Source organism: Lentzea flaviverrucosa, assembly GCF_003350445.1.
GTDB lineage: Bacteria > Actinomycetota > Actinomycetes > Mycobacteriales > Pseudonocardiaceae > Lentzea > Lentzea californiensis.
In genome coordinates this window covers 156,227-179,938 of the sequence record NZ_QQAU01000013.1, presented here as the reverse complement: position 1 = coordinate 179,938, position 23,712 = coordinate 156,227, and the positions used below count along the sequence as shown (strand labels likewise).

Annotated in this window: 22 protein-coding genes; 16 read left to right on the top strand and 6 right to left on the bottom strand. The window is 70.5% G+C overall.

Annotated elements, in window-relative coordinates:
• Nucleotides 1-35: 35 nt before the first annotated feature.
• The 14 genes from pafA (at nt 36) to DFR72_RS33185 (ending at nt 15,834) form a co-directional block, all read left to right on the top strand.
• Nucleotides 36-1,394, top strand: coding sequence for a Pup--protein ligase (gene pafA / locus DFR72_RS33250; protein WP_090070241.1), 1,359 nt, complete (start codon nt 36-38; stop codon nt 1,392-1,394).
• Between the two features lie 157 nt (nt 1,395-1,551).
• A complete protein-coding gene (locus DFR72_RS33245) occupies nt 1,552-2,553 on the top strand; it encodes a beta propeller repeat protein (protein ID WP_090070243.1) in 1,002 nt (333 codons plus the stop codon).
• Between the two features lie 13 nt (nt 2,554-2,566).
• Nucleotides 2,567-3,205, top strand: coding sequence for a uridine kinase family protein (locus tag DFR72_RS33240; protein ID WP_090070244.1), 639 nt, complete (start codon nt 2,567-2,569; stop codon nt 3,203-3,205).
• Nucleotides 3,206-3,263: 58 nt separating this feature from the next.
• Nucleotides 3,264-4,115, top strand: a complete 852-nt coding sequence (locus DFR72_RS33235) for an alpha/beta fold hydrolase (protein WP_342768697.1) — start codon at nt 3,264-3,266, stop codon at nt 4,113-4,115.
• A 61-nt stretch (nt 4,116-4,176) separates the two neighbouring features.
• Entirely contained in the window at nt 4,177-5,142 is a 966-nt protein-coding gene (locus tag DFR72_RS33230; RefSeq protein WP_090070246.1) for a helix-turn-helix transcriptional regulator, read from the top strand.
• Nucleotides 5,139-6,119 (top strand): helix-turn-helix transcriptional regulator, encoded by a 981-nt coding sequence (locus DFR72_RS33225; protein ID WP_090070247.1) that lies wholly within the window; start codon nt 5,139-5,141, stop codon nt 6,117-6,119. The genes DFR72_RS33230 and DFR72_RS33225 overlap by 4 nt, the downstream gene beginning before the upstream one ends.
• Before the next feature lie 9 nt (nt 6,120-6,128).
• Complete coding sequence (locus DFR72_RS33220; RefSeq protein WP_143086903.1) at nt 6,129-6,401, top strand: bacteriophage holin; 273 nt, start codon at nt 6,129-6,131, stop codon at nt 6,399-6,401.
• Nucleotides 6,394-6,681 (top strand): Sec-independent protein translocase subunit TatA, encoded by a 288-nt coding sequence (tatA, locus tag DFR72_RS33215; protein ID WP_090070250.1) that lies wholly within the window; start codon nt 6,394-6,396, stop codon nt 6,679-6,681. Before DFR72_RS33220 ends, tatA begins: the two co-directional genes overlap by 8 nt.
• Nucleotides 6,682-6,793: 112 nt before the next feature.
• Nucleotides 6,794-7,702, top strand: a complete 909-nt coding sequence (gene tatC, locus DFR72_RS33210) for a twin-arginine translocase subunit TatC (protein WP_090070502.1) — start codon at nt 6,794-6,796, stop codon at nt 7,700-7,702.
• Nucleotides 7,699-8,559: a diacylglycerol/lipid kinase family protein gene (locus DFR72_RS33205; RefSeq protein WP_090070252.1), complete on the top strand. Its 861-nt coding sequence runs from the start codon at nt 7,699-7,701 to the stop codon at nt 8,557-8,559. The genes tatC and DFR72_RS33205 overlap by 4 nt, the downstream gene beginning before the upstream one ends.
• A gap of 45 nt (nt 8,560-8,604) precedes the next feature.
• The gene (htpG, locus tag DFR72_RS33200) at nt 8,605-10,449 is read left to right on the top strand and encodes a molecular chaperone HtpG (protein ID WP_090070254.1); all 1,845 of its coding nucleotides are present in this window, start codon (nt 8,605-8,607) and stop codon (nt 10,447-10,449) included.
• Between the two features lie 560 nt (nt 10,450-11,009).
• The gene (locus DFR72_RS33195) at nt 11,010-13,751 is read left to right on the top strand and encodes a DEAD/DEAH box helicase (RefSeq protein ID WP_090070256.1); all 2,742 of its coding nucleotides are present in this window, start codon (nt 11,010-11,012) and stop codon (nt 13,749-13,751) included.
• A gap of 109 nt (nt 13,752-13,860) precedes the next feature.
• Nucleotides 13,861-14,556, top strand: coding sequence for a DUF4333 domain-containing protein (locus DFR72_RS33190; RefSeq protein WP_090070258.1), 696 nt, complete (start codon nt 13,861-13,863; stop codon nt 14,554-14,556).
• A gap of 108 nt (nt 14,557-14,664) precedes the next feature.
• Nucleotides 14,665-15,834 (top strand): GNAT family N-acetyltransferase, encoded by a 1,170-nt coding sequence (locus DFR72_RS33185; RefSeq protein WP_170176525.1) that lies wholly within the window; start codon nt 14,665-14,667, stop codon nt 15,832-15,834.
• Here the strand turns inward: DFR72_RS33185 and DFR72_RS33180 are convergent.
• Nucleotides 15,831-16,775: a 5'-3' exonuclease gene (locus tag DFR72_RS33180; RefSeq protein ID WP_090070262.1), complete on the bottom strand. Its 945-nt coding sequence runs from the start codon at nt 16,773-16,775 to the stop codon at nt 15,831-15,833. The genes DFR72_RS33185 and DFR72_RS33180 overlap by 4 nt on opposite strands.
• A 127-nt stretch (nt 16,776-16,902) precedes the next feature.
• Between DFR72_RS33180 and DFR72_RS33175 the strand changes: the two genes are divergently transcribed.
• Together DFR72_RS33175 and DFR72_RS33170 are read left to right on the top strand one after the other, a co-directional pair.
• Nucleotides 16,903-18,024, top strand: a complete 1,122-nt coding sequence (locus DFR72_RS33175; protein ID WP_090070264.1) for a M24 family metallopeptidase — start codon at nt 16,903-16,905, stop codon at nt 18,022-18,024.
• Complete coding sequence (locus DFR72_RS33170) at nt 18,021-18,467, top strand: Lrp/AsnC family transcriptional regulator (protein ID WP_090070266.1); 447 nt, start codon at nt 18,021-18,023, stop codon at nt 18,465-18,467. The genes DFR72_RS33175 and DFR72_RS33170 overlap by 4 nt, the downstream gene beginning before the upstream one ends.
• 55 nt (nt 18,468-18,522) lie before the next feature.
• Here DFR72_RS33170 and DFR72_RS33165 read toward each other — a convergent pair whose 3' ends face one another.
• The 5 genes from DFR72_RS33165 to DFR72_RS33150 are packed head-to-tail and all read right to left on the bottom strand — an operon-like array spanning nt 18,523 to nt 23,707.
• Entirely contained in the window at nt 18,523-19,119 is a 597-nt protein-coding gene (locus DFR72_RS33165) for an ABC transporter ATP-binding protein (RefSeq protein WP_090070504.1), read from the bottom strand.
• Nucleotides 19,116-19,691, bottom strand: a complete 576-nt coding sequence (locus DFR72_RS33160; RefSeq protein WP_245983725.1) for an ATP-binding cassette domain-containing protein — start codon at nt 19,689-19,691, stop codon at nt 19,116-19,118. Before DFR72_RS33160 ends, DFR72_RS33165 begins: the two co-directional genes overlap by 4 nt.
• 20 nt (nt 19,692-19,711) lie before the next feature.
• Entirely contained in the window at nt 19,712-22,156 is a 2,445-nt protein-coding gene (locus DFR72_RS45880; protein WP_170176523.1) for an ABC transporter permease, read from the bottom strand.
• Between the two features lie 39 nt (nt 22,157-22,195).
• Nucleotides 22,196-22,840: a VOC family protein gene (locus tag DFR72_RS33155; RefSeq protein ID WP_090070268.1), complete on the bottom strand. Its 645-nt coding sequence runs from the start codon at nt 22,838-22,840 to the stop codon at nt 22,196-22,198.
• Nucleotides 22,841-23,707, bottom strand: coding sequence for a hypothetical protein (locus DFR72_RS33150; protein ID WP_090070270.1), 867 nt, complete (start codon nt 23,705-23,707; stop codon nt 22,841-22,843).
• Nucleotides 23,708-23,712 lie beyond the last annotated feature (5 nt).

Here is a 23,712-nt window from a genome sequence, read left to right as displayed (position 1 = left end):
CCCTGCTCCGCCTGGGAGTCGCCTACTGTTGAGGCATGCAGCGGCGGATCTTCGGCATTGAGACAGAATTCGGGGTGACCTGCACCTTCCACGGGCAGCGTCGTCTGTCCCCGGACGAGGTCGCGCGGTACTTGTTCCGCCGCGTCGTCTCGTGGGGACGTTCTTCCAACGTCTTCTTGCGCAACGGCTCCCGGCTCTACCTCGACGTCGGCTCCCACCCGGAGTACGCGACGGCCGAGTGCGACGACCTGGCACAGCTCGTCACGCACGACAAGGCCGGTGAGCGGATCCTCGAGGACCTGCTCGTCGACGCCGAGCGCAGGCTCGCCGACGAGGGCATCGGCGGGGACATCTTCCTGTTCAAGAACAACACCGACTCGGCGGGCAACTCCTACGGCTGCCACGAGAACTACCTGGTCGCACGGGCCGGCGAGTTCTCCCGCATCGCGGACGTGCTGCTGCCGTTCCTGGTCACCCGCCAGCTCATCTGCGGTGCCGGCAAGGTGCTGCAGACCCCGCGCGGCGCCGTGTACTGCCTCTCGCAGCGCGCCGAGCACATCTGGGAGGGCGTGTCGTCCGCGACCACGCGGTCCCGCCCGATCATCAACACCCGCGACGAGCCGCACGCCGACGCCGAGCGCTACCGGCGCCTGCACGTCATCGTCGGCGACTCGAACATGTCCGAGGTGACGACGCTGCTGAAGGTCGGCAGCGCGAACCTGGTGCTCGAGATGATCGAGCAGGGCGTCCAGTTCCGCGACTTCTCCCTCGACAACCCGATCCGCGCCATCCGCGAGATCAGCCACGACCTGACGGGCCGCCGCACGGTGCGCCTCGCGGGCGGCAAGGAAGCGTCCGCGCTCGACATCCAGCGCGAGTACTTCGAGAAGGCCGTCGAGCACTGCGCCAAGCGCTCGCCGGACCCGATGGCGGAGCGCGTCCTCGAACTCTGGGGCCGCACCCTCGACGCCGTCGAGGCGCAGGACCTGACGAAGATCGACCGCGAGATCGACTGGGCCATCAAGAACCGCCTGATGAACCGGTACATGGAAAAGCACAACATGGACCTGTCCAACCCGCGCATCGCCCAGCTCGACCTCGCCTACCACGACATCCGCCGTGGCCGCGGCGTGTTCGACCTGCTGCAGCGCAAGGGCCAGGTCGAGCGCGTGACCGACGACGGCGAGATCGAGGCCGCCAAGGACACCCCGCCGCAGACCACGCGGGCCAAGCTGCGCGGTGACTTCATCGCCGCCGCGCAGGCCGCCGGTCGCGACTTCACCGTCGACTGGGTGCACCTCAAGCTGAACGACCAGGCGCAGCGGACCGTGCTGTGCAAGGACCCGTTCCGGGCGGTGGACGAGCGCGTGGAGCGCCTGATCTCCTCGCTCTGACCGAACGAATGCCGAGGGGCGCGCTCCGGACCGGAGCGCGCCCCTCGTGCCGTTATTGGCGCACGACAGCTTCGAACACAGGGTGGACTGGCCCGGAGCGCGCCCTGACCGCCGATCGGGGCTAGGAAGCGATCACCGGCTCGACCAGAGTGGCCGCATGAGGATCATCGCGGCGGCGCTCGCCGCACTTCTGGTTCTTCCCGGGGTGGCGTCGGCGACGGACACCTACTGGGAGCTGAAGCCGACCGGCACCGACGCCCGCCTGCGCGGACTGTCCGCCGTGTCCGGTCAGGTCGCGTGGGCGAGCGGCTCCAAGGGCACCGTCCTGCGCACCGTGAACGCCGGCCGGACGTGGGAGTCGGTCGGCCCGCCCGGCACGGAGGCGCTCGAGTTCCGCGACATCGAGGCCTTCGACGCGCGCAACGCCGTGGCGCTGTCGATCGGCGAGGGCGAGTCGTCGCGGATCTACCGCACGTCCGACGGCGGCAAGTCCTGGCAGGAGGAGTTCCGCAACACCCACCCGAAGGCGTTCTACGACTGCATGGCGTTCTTCGACCGGTTCCGCGGACTGGCGCTGAGCGACCCCGTCGACGGCAAGTTCCGGGTGTTGCGGACGTGGGACGGCGGACGGTCGTGGCACGTCGACGACCCGAAGGGCATGCCGGACGCGCTGCCGGGCGAGTTCGCGTTCGCGGCGTCCGGGCAGTGCGTGACGACGAGCGGCAACCACGCGTGGATCGCGACCGGCGGCGGCGCGAAGGCACGGGTGCTGGAGTCGCGCGACGGCGGCCGGTCGTGGAAGGCGAGCGAGGTGCCGCTGCCGTCCGGTGAGGCGGCCGGGGTGTTCGCGGTGGCGTTCAAGACGCCCTGGCGCGGTGTGGCGATCGGTGGCGACTACCTCAAGCCGACCGACCCGACGCCCGCGTTCGCGACCAACGACGGTCGCGGGTGGACGGCGGGCGAGCAGGCGCCCGTCGGTTACCGGTCCGGCATCGCCTACCGCGGCAACGGCCTGGTCGCGGTCGGTCCGTCCGGGACGGACACCAGCAAGGAGGGCAAGACCTGGAAGATCGCGGACACGGGGAGTTTCGACACCGTGGACTGCGTCGGGCACACCTGCTGGGCGTCCGGTGAGAAGGGACGCGTCGGCCGCACCTGAGGGGAGACGGGGAATGCGTCTGCATCCGGGTGAGCCCGAGGCCCCGGGGTGGCGGGTCGTGCAGCTGACCGACGTCGTGCGGCGACTGCGGGAGGAGGCGTCCGGTGTGACCGGCCGTCCTCTCCTCGTCGCGGTCGACGGGCGCGGCGGTGCAGGGAAGTCCACTCTCGCCGAACGGCTGCGCAGCCTCGTTCCGAGGTCCGAAGTGGTGCACACCGACGACGTCGCCTGGAACCACGCGTACTTCGACTGGGGAGGTCTGCTGGTCGAGAACGTCCTGGTGCCCCTGCACCGGGGCGAGGCGGTGGCGTTCCGGCCGCAGGCCTGGGCCGAGCACGACCGGCCCGGCGCGATCGAGGTCGCGTCCGGGATGGACGTCGTGTGGATCGAGGGCACCGGCGTCATCCGGGAGCAGTGCGCTCCGTGGATCGACGCCTCGATCTGGGTGCAGGGCGACCTGGACGAACAGGAACGCCGGCTGTCCGCCCGCGACGGTGACTCCGCGGAGCAACGACGGCACGTCACCGCGTGGCTGGCCGAGGAGGTGCCGTTCCTGTCGCGCGAGCAGCCGTGGCGCAGGGCGACCGTCGTCGTCGCAGGTACGAGCGGACTCCGCCACGATCCCGAGTCCGAGATCGTCGTCGCGGTGTAACGCCCGCGAGGCCTCTGGCGAAAAAGCACGTGTCGGCCGCTCCCGCGCGGGGTAACCGATGCAGGTGTTCGACGGATTCTCGTTGCGTTGCAGGGACGTTGGCGAGGCCAATCTGCGAGTGAGGACCGGTGGTGCAGGGCCACCGGTCCTCCTCTTGCACGGACACCCTCGAACCCACACCACCTGGCACCGCGTCGCGCCACTGCTCGCCGAGGACCACACGGTCGTGTGCCCGGATCTGCGCGGTTACGGCAAGTCCAGCAAACCCGGTGACTACTCGAAACGGGCGATGGCCCGCGACTTCGTGAACCTGATGCAGGGGCTCGGTCACGAGGAGTTCGCCGTCGTCGGCCACGACCGCGGGGCAGCCGCGGCGATCCGGCTGGCGCTCGACCACCCGGACCGGGTCACGCACCTGGCCGTGCTGGACGGACTGCCCATCGGCGCTCACCTGGCCCGCGCGGACGCCCGGTTCGCCCAGGCCTGGTACCACTGGTTCTTCCTGGCCCGGCAGGAACTCGCCGCCGCGATGATCAACGAGAACCCCGGCCTCTGGTACGGCGGCCGCTACCACGACACCCCGCTCGCGATGGGCGTGGAGAACTGGGCCGACTTCCAGCGGGCGATCCACGACCCCGAGACCGTGGTCGCGATGTGCGGTGACTACCGCGCCGGGCTGGAGGTCGACCGCCACCACGACGACGAGGACCTGGCCGCCGGACGCAGGATCACGTGTCCCGTGCTCGCTCTCTGGTCGGCCAAGGACGACCTGGGCGAGCTGTACGGCGACCTGGCGGCGATCTGGGCCGAATGGGCGGACGACGTGCGGGTTCGTTCCCTCGACTGCGGGCACCACATGGCCGAGGAAGCACCCGTCGAACTGGTCCGCGAGTTACGTGAGTTGTTCTGAACGGACCGTTCACAACAGGTGGTGATGAGGTTTCGGCGCGCGCACGCGTTAGGGTCTGTCCGTGGCCATCGCACGTGCCGAACGCCTTGTCAACCTGGTGCTGTGCCTGCTGTCGACCCGTCAGTACCTGACAGCGGAGCGCATCCGCGCCATCGTCCCCGGCTATCACGAAGCGCCGACGGACGAGGCGTTCTTCCGCATGTTCGAACGGGACAAGTCCGAGCTGCGTGATCTCGGCGTGCCGCTCGAGACCGGGCGGCAGTCCAACGCCGAGGGAGCGGAGGACGGCTACCGGATCGCGCGGCGCGACTACGAGCTGGGCGACATCGACCTCGAACCCGACGAGGCCGCCGCGGTGGCGCTGGCCGCCCGGCTGTGGGACTCGCCGCAGCTCACGGGTGCCGTGCACGGTGCGTTGATCAAGCTGCGGGCCGCCGGTGTGGACGTCGACCAGGACACGCCCGCGGCCGTCGAGCCCAAGGTGCGGGCCAACGAGCCCGCGTTCCCGCCGCTGCTCCAGGCCGTGCAGGCGGGGCAGGTCGTCGCGTTCGACTACCGCAAGCCGCCGCCGGGCGGGCAGAAGGAACGAACGGTCGAACCGTGGGGCGTGGTCGCGTGGCGGGGCAAGTGGTACCTCGTCGGCTGGGACCGTGAACGCCAGAACACGCGGTGCTTCCGGCTCTCCCGCGTCGTGGGCGCGGTCCGGACCGTCGGCAAGCCCGGCGCCTTCGCCGTGCCCGAGGGCACGGACCTGATGAGCCTCATCGCGCGCACGCAGGCCGATCCGCACCACACGGCGCCCGCCAAGATCTGGGTGGCCAAGGACCGGGCGCAAGGCCTGCGGCGGCACGCGAAGGTCGTCGAGGAACGCGACGGCGGCGACGTCGTCGAGATCGACCTGAAGTTCCCCGACTCGGCGGCCAAGTGGCTCGCCGGGTTCGGACCCGATGTCGTGGTACTGGAACCCGAGGTCCTGGCCAAGTCGGTCCGCGACCGCCTGCAGGGCGCACTGGAAGGAGCGCGGTGACCGCGTCCAACGAACGGCTGCCGCGGCTGCTCGCACTCGTGCCGTACCTGCTCAACCGGCCCGCGATCACCGTCAAGGAGGCCGCGGCCGACTTCGGCATCACGCCCAAGCAGCTGCGCAAGGACCTCGAGCTGCTGTGGATGTGCGGCCTGCCCGGTTACGGGCCGGGCGACCTGATCGACCTGTCGTTCGAGGGCGAGACGATCACCGTCTCGTTCGACGCGGGCCTCGACCGGCCGCTGCGCCTCACCGCGGCCGAGGCGGCGTCGCTGCTGGTGGCGCTGCGCGCGCTGGCGGACACACCGGGCGTCGTCGACACCGACGCGGTGCAGAGGGCGCTGGCCAAGATCGAGGCGGCGGTCGGCAAGGCGCAGCCGGCGGGCATGGTCGTCGGGCTCGGCGGGTTCGAGCGCGGGGAGACCGCAGAGATCCGCGAGGCCGTGCAGAGCGCTGTGAAGCGCGAACGGGCCGTGCGCATCCGTTACTACTCGCAGTCGCACGACGCGATGAGCGACCGAGTGGTCGATCCGATGCGTCTGCTGCTCGTCGAAGGGCGCGGCTACCTCGAAGGATGGTGCCGCTCGGCGCTCGGCGTGCGCCTGTTCCGGCTCGACCGCATCGACGACGTGCAGGTGCTCGACGAGCCGTCGTCGCCTCCGCCGCACGCCCAGCTGACCGATACATCGGAGGGGTTGTTCCACCCGAGGGACAACCAGAAGATCGCGGTCCTCCTGCTCGAACCGGACGCGCACTGGGTCGCCGAGTACTACCCGGTCGACCACGCGGCGGAGCTCTCGGACGGCCGCACGCGTGTCCTCATGCGCTACGACGACCCGTCCTGGATGGTTCGCCTGCTCCTCGGGCTCGGCGGCGACGTGCACGTCGAAAAGCCGTCGGAACTCGCGGAGGAGGTTGTTCGCCAGGCGGCAGAGGCATTGCGCCGGGCAGATCACCTGCTGTCCACCCAAGACGTATAACGTGTGCTTGTGCCGTCCACACCGACCCTGGCGCTGATCGCGCTCGGCCTGATCGTGCTCGTCGCGATCGCGATTCGAGTCATCCGATCCTTGCGCCGATTCGCCCGCGCCCGCACTCTGGTGGGGGACGGGGTCGGCAACGGAGTCGGTCTGCTCAAGGCGCGATCCGCGGCGCTGAAGGTGGCCATCGCCGAGCGGCGGCCCGACGAACAGGCCCGCACCAGGGCAAACCCCGCGTACGATCGTCGTAGCGGGGCAGACAGGAGGATCACCAATGGGTAACCTCGGACCCACCGAGCTGATCATCATCGCTGTGGTGATCATTCTGCTGTTCGGTGCGAAGAAGCTTCCCGACATGGCCCGTTCGCTCGGCAAGTCGGCGAAGATCTTCAAGGCTGAGACCAAGGGCCTGCGCGACCAGGACGCGGACGACGCGCCGGTGCAGCAGCAGCCCGTGCAGCAGCCGGTCCAGCAGCTCCCGCCCGCCCAGCCGCAGCCGGTGCAGCAGCCCCAGGTCGCGCCTCCCATCGAGCAGACCACCCAGAACAAGGCGAACAACTGACCTTCCGGTCTCCTGACTTGTAAGGACGGTCGACGCGGTGGCAAGTCCGTTCCGGTGGGTCGCTGAACGCCGGGAACGCGGCAGGCGCCGTCGGGGCAACGCCGACGGCACGATGTCGCTCAAAGAGCACCTCTACGAGCTGAGGTACCGGCTCGGCCTCGCGATGCTGGTCATCGCCGTCGGTGCCGTCCTGGGCTTCATCTGGTTCCAGGTGCGGCTCGGCCCGATCCCGTCGCTGGGTGACATCCTGACGGGCCCGTACTGCCAGCCCGATCTGGAGAAGTACCGGGCGAAGATCACCAACGACGGCAAGTGCGCGTTGCTGCAGACCGAACCGTTCGAGATCTTCCTCGTGCAGTTGCAGGTCGGTGCGGCGGCGGGCGCGGTGCTGCTCAGCCCGTTGTGGCTCTACCAGATCTGGGCGTTCATCACGCCCGGTCTGTACCTGAAGGAACGCAAGTTCGCGCGCGTCTTCGTCGGCGCCGGCGCGCTGCTGTTCGTGGCCGGTGCGGTGCTCGCCTACCTGGTGGTGCCCGAGGGCCTGAAGGTGCTGCTCGGCTTCGGTGGCGACAACTGGGTCACGGCGCTCACCGGTAGCAAGTACATCAACTTCGTCATCACCATGCTGTTCATCTTCGGCGTGAGCTTCCTGCTGCCGCTGGTGGTGGTGATGCTCAACCGCGCGGGCGTGCTGTCCTACGAGCGGCTGGCGAAGTGGCGGCGCGGCCTGATGATGGGCCTGTTCGTGTTCGCCGCGATCGCGACGCCGGGCACCGACCCGATCTCGATGGTCGTGCTGGCCCTCGCGCTGTCGGTGCTGTTCGAGATGGCGATCCAGATCTCCCGCGTCCACGACAAGCGCAAGGCGAAGCTCCGCAGCGCCGAGGGCTGGGACGCGCTGGACGACAACGAGGCGGCGCCGTTCAACTACGTCGCGTCCGACGCCGACGGCAACGACCCCGGTGAGAAGGCCATCGCCTCGGAGCCCCCGAAGCGCGTGAACTACGACGACGCCACGTGACGCGGGCCGCCTTGCTGGTCTGCCCCGCGTCGGGCAAGGGGCGGGCGGCCCGGATGGCCGGGTCGACCGCCGCGGCGCTGAGGCCGCACGTGTCGTCGTTGACGCAACTGGTCGCGCACGACGCCGAGGGCACGCTGGCGATGGCGCACCAGGCCGTCGCGGACGGTGCCGACCTGCTGGTCGTCCTGGGCGGTGACGGAGCCGCCCACCTGGGCGTCCAGGCGGTCGCGGGTACGTCGACGGCGCTGGGCATAGTCCCGGCGGGCACCGGCAACGACCTGGCCGCGGCCGTGGGCTCGCAGTCGGTCGAGGACGTCGTGCACGGCACCCGCAGGCAGCTCGACCTCGGGCGGCTGTCGACGGGGCAGTGGTTCGCGACGGTGCTGTGCGCCGGGTTCGACTCCGCGGTGAACGAGCGGGCGAACGCGATGCGCTGGCCCGCCGGTCCGCGCCGCTACGACCTGGCGATCGTCGCCGAGCTCGCGTCGCTGAAGCCCGCGCCGCTGGTCGTGACCACCGAGTCCGGGACGTTCGAGCTGGACGCCACGCTGGTCGCGATCGGCAACACGCCGAACTACGGCGGCGGCATCCCCGTGTGCCCCACGGCCGACGCCGGCGACGGGTTGTTCGACGTCACGGTCGTCGAGGGCGGCAGCCGCTCGATGCTGGTCCGGATGCTGCCGACGCTGCGCACGGGCAAGCACACCGAGCACCCCGCCGTGCGGACGTTCCGCGCACGTGAGGTCTCGTTGTCCGGCGGCAACGGCTGGATCGCTTACGCCGACGGCGAACGCCAGGAGGCGTTGCCGATCACGGTTCACACGGTTCCCGGCGCCCTCACGGTCGTGGGTCGCTAAATTATGGGGCTGTTCGGTTCGTTTCACTGTTTTCGGTAGGGATTCATGGAGACGCTGGAGTTTCAGTCCGAGGCGCGTCAGCTGCTGCAGCTGATGATCCACTCGATCTACTCGAACAAGGACACGTTCCTGCGAGAGCTGGTCTCGAACGCCTCCGACGCGCTCGACAAGCTGCGGCTGGAGTCGTTCCGCGACAAGGACATGCAGGTCGACGTCGACGACCTGCACATCGTGATCGAGTCCGACCCGGCCGAGCGCACGCTGACGGTGCGGGACAACGGCATCGGCATGACGCGCGAGGACGTCGTCCGGCTCATCGGCACGATCGCGAAGTCCGGTACCGCGGAGTTCCTGAAGCAGCTCAAGGAACAGCAGTCCGGCAGCGCGTCCGACCTGATCGGCCAGTTCGGCATCGGCTTCTACTCGTCGTTCATGGTGGCGGACAAGGTCACCCTCGTGACGAAGTACCCGCACGCCGAGAAGGGCGTGCGCTGGGAGTCGACCGGCGAGGCCACGTACACGATCGACGACGTGGACGACGCCCCCCAGGGCACCTCGGTCACGTTGCACCTCAAGCCGTCCGACGACGAGGACCGCCTGCCGGACTACACCGAGCCGGCGAAGATCCGCGAGATCGTCAAGCGCTACTCGGACTTCATCACCTGGCCGGTGCGCCTGGGCGGCGAGGACATCAACTCGCGCAAGGCCCTGTGGGCGCGCCCGGCCTCCGAGGTGACGGAGGAGGAGTATGCCGAGTTCTACCGGCACATCAGCCACGACTGGAACGCGCCGCTCGAGACCATCCGCATGCAGGCGGAGGGCACCTTCGAGTACCAGGCCCTGCTGTTCCTGCCCGCGCAGGCGCCGATGGACCTGTTCATGCGCGACGGCAAGCGCGGCGTCCAGCTCTACGTGAAGCGCGTCTTCATCATGGAGGACTGCGCCGAGCTGATGCCGGAGTACCTGCGCTTCGTGAAGGGCGTAGTCGACGCGGCGGACCTCTCGCTGAACGTCTCGCGCGAGATCCTGCAGCAGGACCGCCAGATCCAGCTGATGCGCCGCCGCCTGGTCAAGAAGGTGCTGTCCTCGATCAAGTCGCTGATGGGCACCCGCCCGGACGACTACGCGAAGCTGTGGGGCGAGGTCGGCGCGGCCCTGAAGGAGGGCCTGCTCTCCGACTCGGACAACCGCGACGCGATCCTGGAGGTCTGCTCCTTCGCGTCCACGCACTCCGACGAGTCGCTGACCACGCTGGCCGAGTACGTCTCCCGGATGAAGGAAGGCCAGGAGCACATCTACTTCATGACCGGCGACTCACGCGTCGCCGTCGAGAAGTCGCCGCACCTGGAAGCGCTGCGCGCCAAGGACTACGAGGTGCTGATCCTCACCGACACGATCGACGAGATGTGGGTCGACTCCGTCCCCGCCTTCGACGGCAAGACGTTCCAGTCCGTCGCCAAGGGCCAGGTGGACCTGGAGACCGACGAGGAGAAGTCGGCCAACGAGGCCAAGGCCGCGGAGTACGGCGACCTGCTCACGTGGATGAAGGAGCAGCTGGAGGACAGCGTCAAGGAGGTCCGCCTCTCGTCGCGCCTGACGACCTCCCCGGCGTGCGTCGTCGGCGACTCGTACGACATCACCCCGACGCTGGAGAAGATGTACAAGGCGATGGGGCAGGAGCTGCCGAAGATCAAGCGGATCCTGGAGCTCAACCCGTCGCACCCGCTGGTCGAGGGCCTGCACAGGGCGTTCGCGGCCGGCGAACGCGACGGGCTCGCCGACACCGCGGAGCTGGTCCATGGGCTGGCGCTGCTGGCGGAGGGCGGCGAGCTCGCCGACCCGTCCCGGTTCGTGAAGCTGGTGGCGGACCGGGTGCAGCGCACGTTCTGACGCTGGTGGCCGTGCGGGGCGGCTTGCGGGCGGGTGTTCCAGCGGAGGGGGCGCCTGCCGTGCGGGTGATCGCCTCGCGTGGGTGGCTGCGCGGGTCGTGATGGAACTGCGCGGGGTGGTTGCGATGGGGCTGACCTTGAGGGCGGGATGCTGCCTCAAGGTCAAGCCCCAATCGCGTTGAGGAGCCCGAACCGCTTCCCTGCGCTTCTAGGATCCGGACGGCTCGCCTCGCATCGCCACGCCGAGCTGCGTGCGCGGTTGCCTTGTGAGGGTGGGCGCCGGTTGGCACCGCGCGGGTCAGGTTGCGATGGCGGGCGCCGGTTTCGGCGAGGGGGTCGCCTGCCGTGCGGATGGTCGCCTTGCGAGGGTGGTTGCGCGGGCCGACGGAACTGCGCGGGCAGGCGTCTGCCGCGCGACCGCCGCCCGCCCAAGTCGGCATCTGACGTGAAACCGCAGGTAGAGGGCGATGTCCAAAGGACATCGCCCTCTATAGCTTCAGTGCAGCCTGAAGTTAATCTATCTCGGCGGCGATTGTCGGTGTGATGTGAAAGCCTGAAGGGGTGTCAAGTGCTTCGCGGTCCCCGGCCGAGGCCTACGCCCACTCCCGGCGCAACGCCCAGCGGCCCAAGCTGACCGATTTCCTGTCCGTGATCTCGTTCGAGCTGGACCCGTTCCAGCGCCAGGCCTGCGAGGCCCTGGAGGACGGTCACGGAGTGCTCGTCTGCGCCCCCACCGGTGCCGGTAAGACGGTGGTGGGCGAGTTCGCCGTGCACCTCGCGCTGACCGAGGGCCGCAAGTGCTTCTACACGACGCCGATCAAGGCGCTGAGCAACCAGAAGTTCGCCGACCTCACCGCGCGGTACGGGGCGGACAAGATCGGCCTGCTCACCGGCGACACGAGCATCAACGGCGGTGCGCCCGTGGTCGTCATGACGACCGAGGTGCTGCGGAACATGCTGTACTCGGGTTCGTCCACTCTGGACGGACTCGCGTACGTCGTGATGGACGAGGTGCACTACCTCGCGGACCGCTTCCGCGGGCCGGTGTGGGAAGAGGTCATCCTGCACCTGCCGGAGCACGTGCAGGTGGTCGGCCTGTCCGCGACGGTCAGCAACGCCGAGGAGTTCGGCGAGTGGCTGGTCGAGGTCCGCGGCGACACCTCCGTCGTGGTCGACGAGCACCGGCCCGTGCCGCTGTGGCAGCACATGATGGTCGGCAACCAGATGCTCGACCTATTCGAGGGCGACCAGACGCACGCGCGGATCAACTCCCAGGTGCTGCGCAAGACCGAGGAGCTCGTGCGGTACCACGTGCCGTTCAGCCGCGGGCGCAACCGCAGCGGTGGCACGGGGCGGCCCGCGCGCAACAGCGGGTTCAAGCCGACGTCGCGCATCGACATGATCCAGCGGCTCGACGCTGCGTCGCTGCTGCCCGCGATCGTGTTCGTGTTCAGCCGTGCGGGCTGTGACGCGGCGGTCACGCAGACGGCGCGGGCGGGGCTGCGGCTCAACACGCCGGAGGAGACCGAGCTGGTCCGCCGGATCGTCGACGAGAAGACGCGCGACCTGCCCGAGGCCGACCTGACGGTGCTCGGGTACTGGGAGTGGCGCGAGGCGCTGGAGCGCGGCATCGCGTCGCACCACGCCGGGCTGCTGCCCGCGTTCAAGGAGACGGTCGAGGAGCTGTTCGTCCGCGGGCTGGTCAAGGTCGTGTTCGCGACCGAGACGCTCGCGCTGGGCATCAACATGCCCGCGCGCACGGTCGTGCTCGAGAAGCTCGTGAAGTACAACGGCGAGGCGCACGTCGACCTCACCCCGGGCGAGTACACGCAGCTCACGGGTCGTGCGGGGCGTCGCGGCATCGACGTCGAGGGGCACGCGGTCGTCGTCTGGCAGCCGGGGATCGACCCCAAGGCGGTCGGCGGGCTCGCGTCCACCCGCACGTACCCGCTGCGCTCGTCGTTCCGGCCGGGCTACAACATGGCCGTCAACCTCGTGCACCAGCTCGGCGCGGCGTCCGCGCGCGAGATCCTGGAGCAGTCGTTCGCGCAGTTCCAGGCGGACAGGTCGGTCGTGGGCCTCGCGCGCCGCATCGAGCGCAACAAGGAGGCGCTCGCCGGCTACACCGAGGCGATGACGTGCCACCTGGGCGACTTCACCGAGTACGCGGCACTGCGCCGCCGCATCGGTGACCGGGAGAAGCAGCTCTCGAAGCAGAACACGAACTCGCGCCGCATCGAGACGGCCAAGTCGCTCGAACGGCTGCGCAAGGGCGACGTGATCGCGGTGCCGTCCGGGCGCCGCAGCGGCCTCGCCGTCGTCGTCGACCCCGGCCTCGAGCCGATGGGCGAGGCGAAGCCGCTGGTCGTCACCGAGGACCGCTGGTCGGGCCGCCTGACGTCGGCGGACTTCCCGTCGCCGGTCGAGGTGCTGGGCCACATCCGGCTGCCCAAGCAGGTCGACGTGCGCTCGCCCAAGTCGCGGCGAGACCTGGCGTCCACGATCCGCAACACGGGCATCACGGTGCCGTCGCGCGGCCGCAGGCAGACCACGGCGGACGACGACCCCGAGCTCGCGACGCTGCGCCGCGCCCTGCGCGCCCACCCGTGCCACGGCTGCGACCAGCGCGAGGACCACGCCCGGTGGGGCGAGCGGTACCACCGGCTGCTGGCCGAGAACCAGCAGCTGGAGCGCAAGGTCGCGGCGACGACGCACTCGCTGGCGCGCCAGTTCGACCGCATCCGCGCGCTGCTGCGCGAGCGCGGCTACCTCAGCGAGTCCGAGGAGGTCACCGCCGACGGCAAGCGTCTGACCAGGCTCTACAGCGAGTCGGACCTGCTCGCCGCCGAGTGCATCCGTCACGGCGTGTGGAAGGGCCTCAAGCCGGAGGAGCTCGCCGCCGTCGTGTCGTCGCTGGTCTACGAGGCGCGGCGGGACGGTCCCGTCGAGGCACGCCTGCCGCAGGGCCCGGTGGCCGACGCGATGCTCAAGACCGTGCGGCTGTGGGCGGAGATCGAGGACGACGAGCGCCGCCTCAAGCTCGAACGCATCACCCGCCAGCCCGACCCCGGTTTCGCCTGGCCGGTGTATCGCTGGGCGCGCGGGGAGTCGCTGGAGAAGGTCCTGAGCGCCGCCGAGGCCGGTGGCAACGAGCTCGGAGCGGGTGACTTCGTGCGCTGGTGCCGGCAGGTGATCGACCTCCTGGACCAGATCCGCGAGGTCGTCGGCCGCCAGGACCCGGTCGGCGCGGCCGCCGCCAAGGCCGTCGACGCGCTGCGGCACGGAGTCGTGGCGATGATGTGACCCCGAGTTGTGACCAGGCCCTGACGAAGGTTTTGCGAGTCGGAGTAAAGACTGACGTCAACGGTGTGATTGGATTTCGCCGCAACGTCGTACACACGGAGGTCGACTGATGAGCAGCCCGTACGGACCGTCCGGAGGGAACGATCCGCAGCAGCCGTGGGGCCAGCAGCCGCAACCGCCGCAGCAGCCTTATGGAGGCGGTTTCCCTCCCGGCACCCCGTCTGGCGGCTTCCCGGCGCAGAACCCGTACGGCCCGCCGCAGCCCCAGCCGGGCCAGCAGCAGCCGTACCCGGGTTTCGACCCGTCGCAGCAGCAGACGCAGCAGTACGGCGTGCCCGGTCAGCAGCCGCAGTCGAACCCGTACGGCACTCCTGCCCAGGACCCGTACGGCCAGCAGACGCAGCAGTACGGCATGCCCGGCCAGCAGCAGCCGAACCCGTACGGTCAGCAGCCTGGCTACGGGCCGCCGATGCCGCCGAAGAAGAAGTCCAGCGCCGCGATCTGGGTGGCGGCGGTCGTCGTCGTCCTGCTCGTGGGCGGCGTGCTGTTCACCGGCTTCGTGTCGCCGGCCTTCTTCAAGAAGAAGATCTTCAACAACACCGAGGTCCAGAAGGGCGTCGTCCAGATCCTGAAGGACGAGTACAAGATCTCGGACGTCGGCGCGGCGACGTGCACCGGTGAGAACGAGGTCAAGCCCAACACCTCGTTCGAGTGCAAGGTGCAGGTCGGCGGCAAGGACAAGAAGGTCAAGATCGTCGTCAAGACCGAGGACGGCGAGTACGAGGTCGGCCAGCCCACCGGCTGATCCCAGTTCCTCCCGGAAGGCGCCTCGCAGGATCTCCTGCGAGGCGCCTTCCGCGTCTCGCGGGAAACTGAGGTGCGTTCGCCGCCGCCCTGAGCGACGATCGCGGGCGTGACCGAGATCCGCGTTCTCACCGACGAAGCGCAGTACCGCGCCCACAACACGCTCTTCCGCCGGGCGATGCACTGGGGCCCGCCCACGGACGAACAGTGGCCGGCGACGCTGCCGTCCTACGAGCCCGGTCGCGTGCTCGCCGCGTTCGAGGGCGACGAGATGGTCGGCACGACCCAGTCGTTCGCCTGCGCCATGGTGGTACCCGGTGGCGCGGTCGTGCCGCATGCGGCTGTGTCCCGCGTGGGTGTGCGTCCGGACTACACGCGTCGTGGCGTGCTGAGCGGCCTGATGCGCGAACAACTCTCGACGCTCTCCGAACCCGTCGCGACGTTGCGGGCGTCGGAGGGGCGCATCTACGGCCGTTTCGGCTACGGCCTGGCCGGACGAGTGCGGTTCCTGCGGATCGACGCGCGCAAGGCCGTGATCCCGGGCTCGCCGGCCGGACAGGTGCGGATGGTCGACCCCGACACCTCGGACGAGCTGCTGCCGGAGCTGCACGCCCGGTTCGGGCTGGACCGGCCGGGACAGATCTCCCGCTGGCCGGGCTGGTGGGCCAGGGCGCTGGACCGCAAGACCGAGGCCGAGAACCGCGTCATGGTCGTCCACAGTGGACCGGACGGCGACGACGGCTACGTCTGCTACAAGGTGTCCGAGGACAAGGACTTCAAGCACCACATGGAGGTCCAGGACTTCGCGTGGGCCAACGCCGACGCGTGGCGCGACCTCTGGATCTACCTGACCAGGCTGGACCTGGTCGACACCATCGAGGTCGACGCCGCACTCGACGACCCGCTGCACTGGCTCTTCGAGGACCCGCGCGTCGTGTACACGAAGGACGTCTACGACCAGATCTGGCTGCGGCTCGTCGACGTGCCGCGCATGCTCGCCGCCCGCACCTACGGCACCGCCGGCCCGGTCGTCATCGAGGTGCGCGACAGGCTGCTGCCCGCCAACGACGGCTGCTACCGCGTCTCGCCCGACGGCGCCGAACGCGTCGAGGCGAAGCCCGACATCACGATCCCGGTCGACCTGCTCGGAGCCGTCTACCTCGGTGACACGAAGTTCTCCGACCTCGCGGCCGCCAGGCGCATCGAGGGTTCGCGGTTCGCGGAGGCCGACGCGTTGTTCGCCGGCCCCGTCGCCCCGCTCTGCTCGACCTTCTTCTAGGCCCGCCGCTCCATCGCGTTCACCAGGCGCGGCACCGAACTGCCCAGGCCCCAGCGCTGCGTGAGCTCACGCAGCCGCTCGGGGTCGGCGGGCACGCGCGGCACGTCGTCGGCGCGGTCCAGCACGACCGGGGCGTCGAGCGCGGTCCGGACGACCACGGGCGCCACCGCCAGGTAGTCCTCGGCCGCGATGAGCGCGTTGCGGGCCTTGGTGGTGAGCTTGCGGTCCATCGGGTCGGTCACGGCCTCGAGGACGGCGTCGAGCGAGCCGAACTCGGTGATGAGCTTCGCCGCGGTCTTCTCGCCGATGCCCGCGACGCCCGGCAGGCCGTCGGACGGGTCGCCGCGCAGCACGGACATGTCGGCGTACGCCGAGCCCGCGTTCTCGACCGGCAGCGAGTACTTGGCGGCCAGCTCCTCGGGGCCGAGGACCTCCGCCTTGCTCCAGCCGCGGCCGACGTACACGACGTGCACGGGCGTCGGCTCGAAGCGCACGACCTGGAACATGTCGCGGTCGCCGGTGACGACCTCGACGGGCGACTTCTTCTCACGGTGGGCGAGCGCGCCGATCACGTCGTCGGCCTCGTGTCCGGCCGCCTCGGCGGTGCAGATGCCGGCGGCGTCGAGCACGTCGAGGATGATCGGGATCTGCGGCGTCAGCGTGTCCGGGACCTCCTCCGAGCCGTCGGTGGCGTCCTGGGCGACCCGGTGCGCCTTGTAGGTCGGCAGTGCCTTCACCCGGAACTCGGGGCGCCAGTCGGCGTCGAGGCAGGCGACCAGGCGGGCGGCGCCGCGTTCGGTGATGACGCGGGCGATCGTGTCGACGAACCCGCGCACGGCGTTGACGGGCGTGCCGTCGGGCGCGGTCATCGAGTCCGGCAGCGCGTAGTACGACCGGAAGTAGAGGCTCGCGGAGTCCAGCAGCACCAGGGGAGAGCTCACGAGCGAACAAGCTACTAGTGATCGGGCCCCTGACGCCTGCCGGGCGCGTTCCGTGCTCAGCAAGGTGTCGTGCCGGGTGCCGAACGCGCCCGGCGAGCGGTGCCGTCCACGCACTAGGCTTTGGGCCATGGCAACGATCACCGGGCCCATCGACGTGTCCGCGCTGCGTGCGCGGCTCGACCGCGCTTCCGCCGCCGCCGAGCAGGCGGGCGTCGACGCCCTCCTCATCTCGCCCGGTTCGGACCTGCGGTACCTGATCGGTGCCGGTGGCGACTCCTTCGAACGCCTCACCTGCCTCGCGCTGCCCGTGGGCGGCACGCCGACGCTGGTCGTGCCGAAGCTGGAGCAGCCGGGTTACGCGGCCATCCCGACCGACGAGCTCGGCGTCGAGGTCGTCACGTGGGTCGACGGCGAGGACCCGTACGCGCTGGTCAAGGCCGCGCTCAAGGGCAGCAGGACGGCCGTGGCGGACATGATGCCGGCCCTGCACACCATCAAGCTCGGCCAGGCGATCGGCGGCACGCAGTCGCTGGCCGGCCCGATCATCCGCGAACTGCGCATGCGCAAGGACGCCGCCGAGATCGACGCCCTGCGCAAGGCGGGCGCCGCGATCGACCGCGTCCACGCGCGCATGGGCGAGTTCCTGCGGGTGGGCCGCACCGAACGCGAGGTCGCGCACGACATCGCTCTCGCGATCGTCGAGGAGGGCCACACCGTCGCCGAGTTCGTGATCGTCGGCTCCGGCCCGAACGGCGCGTCCCCGCACCACCGCGACTCCGACCGCGTGGTCCAGGCGGGCGAGGTCGTCGTCATCGACATCGGCGGCCCGGTCGCCGAGGGCTACAACTCCGACTCGACCCGCACCTACGTGATGGGCGAGCCCACTTACGACGACGTCCGGGACACCTACGCCGTCCTGCAGGCCGCTCAGCAGGCCGCGGTGGACGCCGTGAAGCCGGGCGTGACCTGTGAAGAGGTGGACGCCGCCGCCCGCACCGTCATCGCGGACGCGGGCTTCGGCGAGTTCTTCGTCCACCGCACCGGCCACGGCATCGGCCTGGACGTGCACGAGGAGCCCTACATCGTGAGCGGCAACTCGCTGCCGCTCGAAGCAGGCATGGCGTTCAGCGTGGAGCCCGGCATCTACCTGCCCGGCCGCTGGGGCGCCCGCATCGAGGACATCGTGGTCGCCACCCCGGACGGCGTCGAGTCCTTCAACAACCGACCTCACGACCTGGTGGTGCTTTGACCCTCGAGCAGATCGACAGAGCGATACTGAAGGAACTCGCCTCGGACGGCCGGTGCAGCTTCACCGACCTGGCCGAACGCGTGGGCCTGTCCGTCTCGGCCGTGCATCAGCGCGTGAAGCGCCTTGAACAGCGCGGCATCGTGAAGGGCTACGCGGCCCGGCTGGACGGCGCCGAGATCGGCCTGCCGATGTCCGCGTTCATCTCGCTGTTCCCGATCAACCCGGCCGAGCCGGACGACTACCCGAAGCGCCTGGAGCACCTCCCGGAGATCGAGGCCTGCTACTCGGTGGCGGGCGACGCCTCCTACGTCCTGCGCGTCCGCGTCGGCTCGCCGGTCGCGCTGGAGGAGCTCCTGCAGAAGATCCGGGAGTCGGCGAACGTGTCGACGAGGACGACGGTCGTGCTGTCCACGCCGTACGAGGACAGGCCGCCCGCGGTCTGACCGAGGCCTGCTCGCTGCGGTGGGGAGAACCCGCCGCAGCACCGGCCGGAAGCCGTCAGCGGACCTGTCCGTCGGCGAGCACCAGCACCCGGTCGGCGACGGCGTGCACGGCGTCGTGGTGAGTGGCGATCAGCACCGCGGCGCCCTCGTCCGCGACCCGCCGCAGCAGTCCGACGGCGGCCTCGGCGCTGGCGGCGTCCAGGTGCGCGGTGGGCTCGTCGGCCAGCAACGCCGAAGGCCGCGCCACCACGGCCCGCGCCAGCGCCGCCCGTTGCTGCTGCCCGAACGAGACCTGCCCCGGATACCGGGCACCCAGCTCGGAGATCCCCAGTTCCGCCAGCAACTCTCGGACACCGTCCACGTCCCGTCCCGCGAGCCGCAACGGCAGGGCGACGTTCTCCTCCAGCGTCAGCTCGGAGGCCAGCCCGAGCGACTGCGGCAGAACGGCGCACGCGGACCACGAGGCGAGTCCGGGCAGCACCGATCCGCTGTCCGGGAAGTCGAAGCCGCACAACAGGGACAGCAACGCGGTCTTGCCCGACCCGGACGGCCCGCTCAGGGTCACCAGCTCGCCGGAGGAGACCTCCAGGTCCACCCCGCGCAGCACGGACACACCGCCGAACGTCCGGTGCACCCCGGCCGCCCGGATCATGACGCGGCCAGCGGGACGCACAGGTCCGCCAGCGCCACCAGCCGCGGGTCGTGCGACGCCACCACGGCCGGCACCGGCAGCGAACCGAGCGTCTCCAGCACGAGATCGGCCGACCGCGCGTCGAGCTGCGAGGTCGGTTCGTCGGCCACCACGACGGACGCGCCGCGGGCGAGCGCGCACCCGAACGCCAGACGTTGTTGCTGGCCACCGGAAAGAGCGCCGATGCGCCAGGTCGCGGACCCGCCCAGCCCGAGCCGGTCCAGCAGGGAGAAGTCCGCGGCACCGGCCGCGCGCAGGTTCTCGCCCACGGTCAGGTGCGAGATCAGGTTGTCGGCCGGGTTCTGGAAGACGACCGCGATCTCCTTGCGCCGCAACACCCGCAGCTCCGACCACGACAACGACGAGGTCGGCACGTCGTGGACGTACACCTCGCCGAGCGAGGGGCGTTCGACCAGCGAGAGGACGCGCAGCAGGCTCGACTTGCCCGAGCCGGACGGACCGGACAGGACGGTGAGGCCGGGCGCTATCGACAGCGACACGTCCGCGACGGCGTGCACGGAACCGTAGGTCACCCCTACGCCACAAGCACGGATCACCTGAGCAGTTCTCCCATCCGCGCGGTGCGGACACCGCGCAAAGCAAGCCAGGCCGCCACGACGACCACCAGCGCGCCGCACGTCACCATCGATCCCAGCAACGGCAGCAGGTCCGGCAGCATCGGCGCCGGGTTCAGCCAGGGCGCGGGGTCCAGGCGCGGTACGGCCGCCCCGGCGCTCACGAAGGAGGCCACCACGCCGATCCCCGTGGCCAGCAACGCCAGTGCGCCCACTTCCATGAGGTGGCTCGACCACAGCACGGACGGGCGCATGCCCATGCGGGTCGACAGGGCGCCCGAGACGGCGTTCTGGCGGCGGCGGACCTCGACGGCCAGCAGCAGCGCCACGGCGGCGACCACGGCCAGGACGACGCCGATCGCCGCCACGAAGCCGAAGGTCCACTCGACGGTCAGGAACGGCAGGCCGTCGAGGACACGGGCCCGGTCGGCGACGTTCGTGTAGTGGATGCCATCGGCCTGCAACGCGGAAGTCAAGGCGGACAACGGAAGCGTGGACCACAGGTGCCACGATCCGACCTGCTCGACGGCGGGCACCGAGTCACGGGCGAGGACGTACCCGCGGGTGCCGAGCTTCGGGAACGACGGCAGCGCCGCCACGGGTTTGAGCAGCGGCAGGCCGGCGATCTGGATCTCCTGGTTCGCCGAGCGGCCGATCCGCAGGGCGGGCGCGACCTCGCCGGTGCGCTTCAGGCCCGAGAGAAGCGAGCGCACCTCTGCGGCGTCGTTCAGCACGGCGGCGTCGGTGAACGTCGCCGGGTCCACGACCAGCGCGCCCGTGCTCACCCCGACGAGAGTCGTGTTGCCCCGCAACGCCGAGGGCAGCGCGACCCGGCCCAGCGCGACGTCCTGCGACACCTGCACCGTGCTGTTGGCGCCGACGAACACACCGGACTTCGAGTCGAGCGCCGACTGCTGCGCGCCCGCCACCGCGCTGCCGACGGCGATGGTGCCGACCGCCAGCACGCCCACGAGCAGCACACCGGTCACCGGTCCCGCTGCCGCGGCCAGGCGGCGCAACGCGAGCTGCGCGGCCGGGACCCGCCACCACTGCACGTGGTGCGACCACCCCAGCGACCAGCGCAGCAGCCGCGTCGCGAGCAACGCCGCCGCCAGCACCACGAGCAGGGGGAACGCCAGCGCGGCCACGTCGACGCGGGGCAGCGATCCGGGCTTGAGCGACGTGCCCAGTCCGTTGTGGGACAGCCGGACCCACGCGAGCACGGCCAGCCCGGCGACGACCAGTTCCCACGGCACCAGCCCGAGCCGCCGCGAACGGGCCTGCCGCTGGAACGTCCGGTGCGCGCGCCAGGACGCCACCAGCACCGTCACAGCGAGGCTCAGCACCACCACGGCCAGCACGAACCCCAGCGCCACCCAGAGCGTTCCGGGAGCCAGCACGACACCCGGCGCGTACAGCGGCAGCAGCAGCCGGGCGGCCACCAGCCCGAGCACACCGCCCAGGACCAGCGGCAGCCCCAGTTCCAGCACGCCGCGGAAGCCCAGCGACAACGGACTCGCCCCGCGCACCCACAGCAACCGCAGCTCGGAATGCCGCCGCTGCGCCCACTGCACCGTCACGGTGCCCACGCCCGCGAGCCCGACCAGCACGCTGATGATCACCAACGGCAGCAGAGCGGAGGAGACGTTGCGTTCCGAGGTTCGCGCCGCCACGACCGCGCCGGACAGCAGATCGGTCCGCGTCAACGGCAGCCCGAGCGCCGCCAGCCGCGCGTTGCCGTTGTCCCGCAACGCTTCTGCCTCGGCGAGCGTCGAGGGCGCGTCAACCGGGAAGCGCAACGACACCGTGGCGTTCGGCGCGAACTCCGGCGGCAGCGCGGAGAGGTCGTCCGCGGAGGCCACCCAGATCACCGACGTGCTGGCGCCGTCACCGGCCAGCGGGTTCGGCACCACGGTCTTCGCCTCGGAGCACCACCAGCCGTCGACGGGCTGCGTGAGGTCGGCGTAGATCGCGGTCACCACCAGCGAGGACCCGGTCAGCCGGTCGCCGACCTCCACCTTGGCGGCCGTCGCGATCGTCTGCGGCACCCACAACCCGGTGCCACCGCCCCGCACCGCGGTCAGGTGCGACAACGCGTCCGGCCGGTAGCCGAACCGGCCGTAGGTCGCGATGCCGCCGAAGTCGGGCCTGCCGATCCGCGAGTAGGCCCCGCCCAGGTCACTGCGCGCCGCCAGCGAGACGGCTGTGGACAGCGGGAGCCCGTCCCCGTCCAGCGAGGGATGCACGGAGTGCGGGCACATCCGGCTCTGCTGGTAGGCCAGAGCGGCGCTGCCCGCGGCGGAGGAGTGCAGGGCGGCCGCGGCCACCACGAAGCCCAGCAGCAACGTCGTCGCGATGCTCACGACCAGCGTGAGCGGACTCGACAGCGCCGCCCTGGGCGCGGCTCTCCACGGCAACTGCACCTGCGCACGCTAACCGCCGATCCCCGTTTTGGGGAGCCTTCAGGAGGTAACGGAACACATGACGCCGAACCGGGCGCCGAACGGATCGACGAGCACCGCGATCCTGCCGACTCCGTCCAGGTCGTGGGGTGCGAGGAGCACCGGCACCGAGGCCGCCACCTGATCCACATCGGCCACCTCGAAGTACGGCAGCCAGAAGGCCTGCGAGTCCGCGACGATCGCCCCGAACATCCGGCCCTCTGCCGTGCCCGCGGGCTGCAGGAACTGGCCAGGAGCGCCTGGGATCACCTGGATCTCCCAGGCGAACAGCGAGCGGTAGAAGTCCGCGGACACCGCCGGAGCGGGGGAGTGGAGCTCCAGCCACGTCAGCGACCCCGGGACCGACACGGCGCCGAGTCCGGCGGGGCCCTGCCACACGCCGAACTCCTCACCGTGCGGATCGGTCAGCCGGACCTCCGCGGCGGGGGAGGTCCCCGCGAAGTGGACGGTCCACGAGCCGGGCCGCGAGGTCACGTGCCCGGCGACCGCCCGGCCGGCGCGGGTGAAGACGCCGGTGCCCGGCGTGTCGAGCGGCTGGTACTCCCAGCCGAGCACGCCGCTGTAGAACTCGGCCGCCTTCGCCTCGTCCGAGGTGCCCAGGTCGATCCAGGCCGGCGCTCCGGGCACGTACTCAGTGGTGATCAATCAGGCCCACCTCCAGCGGATACCTACCCAGTTCACCGACACATCAGTCTCGAAGTGGTGCACGGAGTTCGTGTGGTCCGGCACCAGGTCGATGATCCGGTGCGGTTCCCGCTCCTCCCAGTCCTGCAGGTACACGTGCGGGTCGACGGGCAGCGCAGCCGGGTCGAAGTGCACCTCGATCAGGCTCTGCGCGAGGAAGCAGCGCACGCCGTGCGCGTACTCGATGCTGTCGATCCGCGTGGCGTCGTGCGCGACGAACTCGAAGACCCAGGTCTCGCCCTCCCGCAGCGGCTTGTCGAAGAGCAGCTCGTGGACGACCACGCGCTCGGCGTCGTGCCGCGTGGACCGGCCGAGACGGCAGTTGCGGACGGGCTCCTGCCGCAGCTGCGCGGTCTCCACCGAGTCGTCGCAGAAGTAGTGCGAGTAGAATCTGTCGACACCGTCGTTGCGCGCACGGACGACCATCTGCGCGTGGACGCGGGACGCGTGCCGTTCCGCGTCCACGAAGACCCTGTCGTGCCGGGACAGGATCTCCAGGTCGTTGGCGTTGAAGCCGGGCATCATGCCGGGCACGACGTCCGGCCAGCCGCTCGGGCCGGTGTGCTCCAGCAGGGTCAGCAACGAGCGGGGTGGCACGTCCAGCAGTTCCTCCAGCACCGCCACGGCCCTGAGCGACTTCGGGGAGACCGGCCGCACCCGGCCCTGCTGCCAGTCGCTCAGCGTCGACAGCGCGACCGCCACGTCCTGCTGCCCCAGGCGCAGCCGGAGCCGTTCCAGCGTCAGGCCGCGCCGGCGGATGGCCGCGCGCAGCGCCGAGTGGAACGGTCCGATGCGCAGCAGCGCTTCCAGACTGGGCGTCGTTGTCACGCACT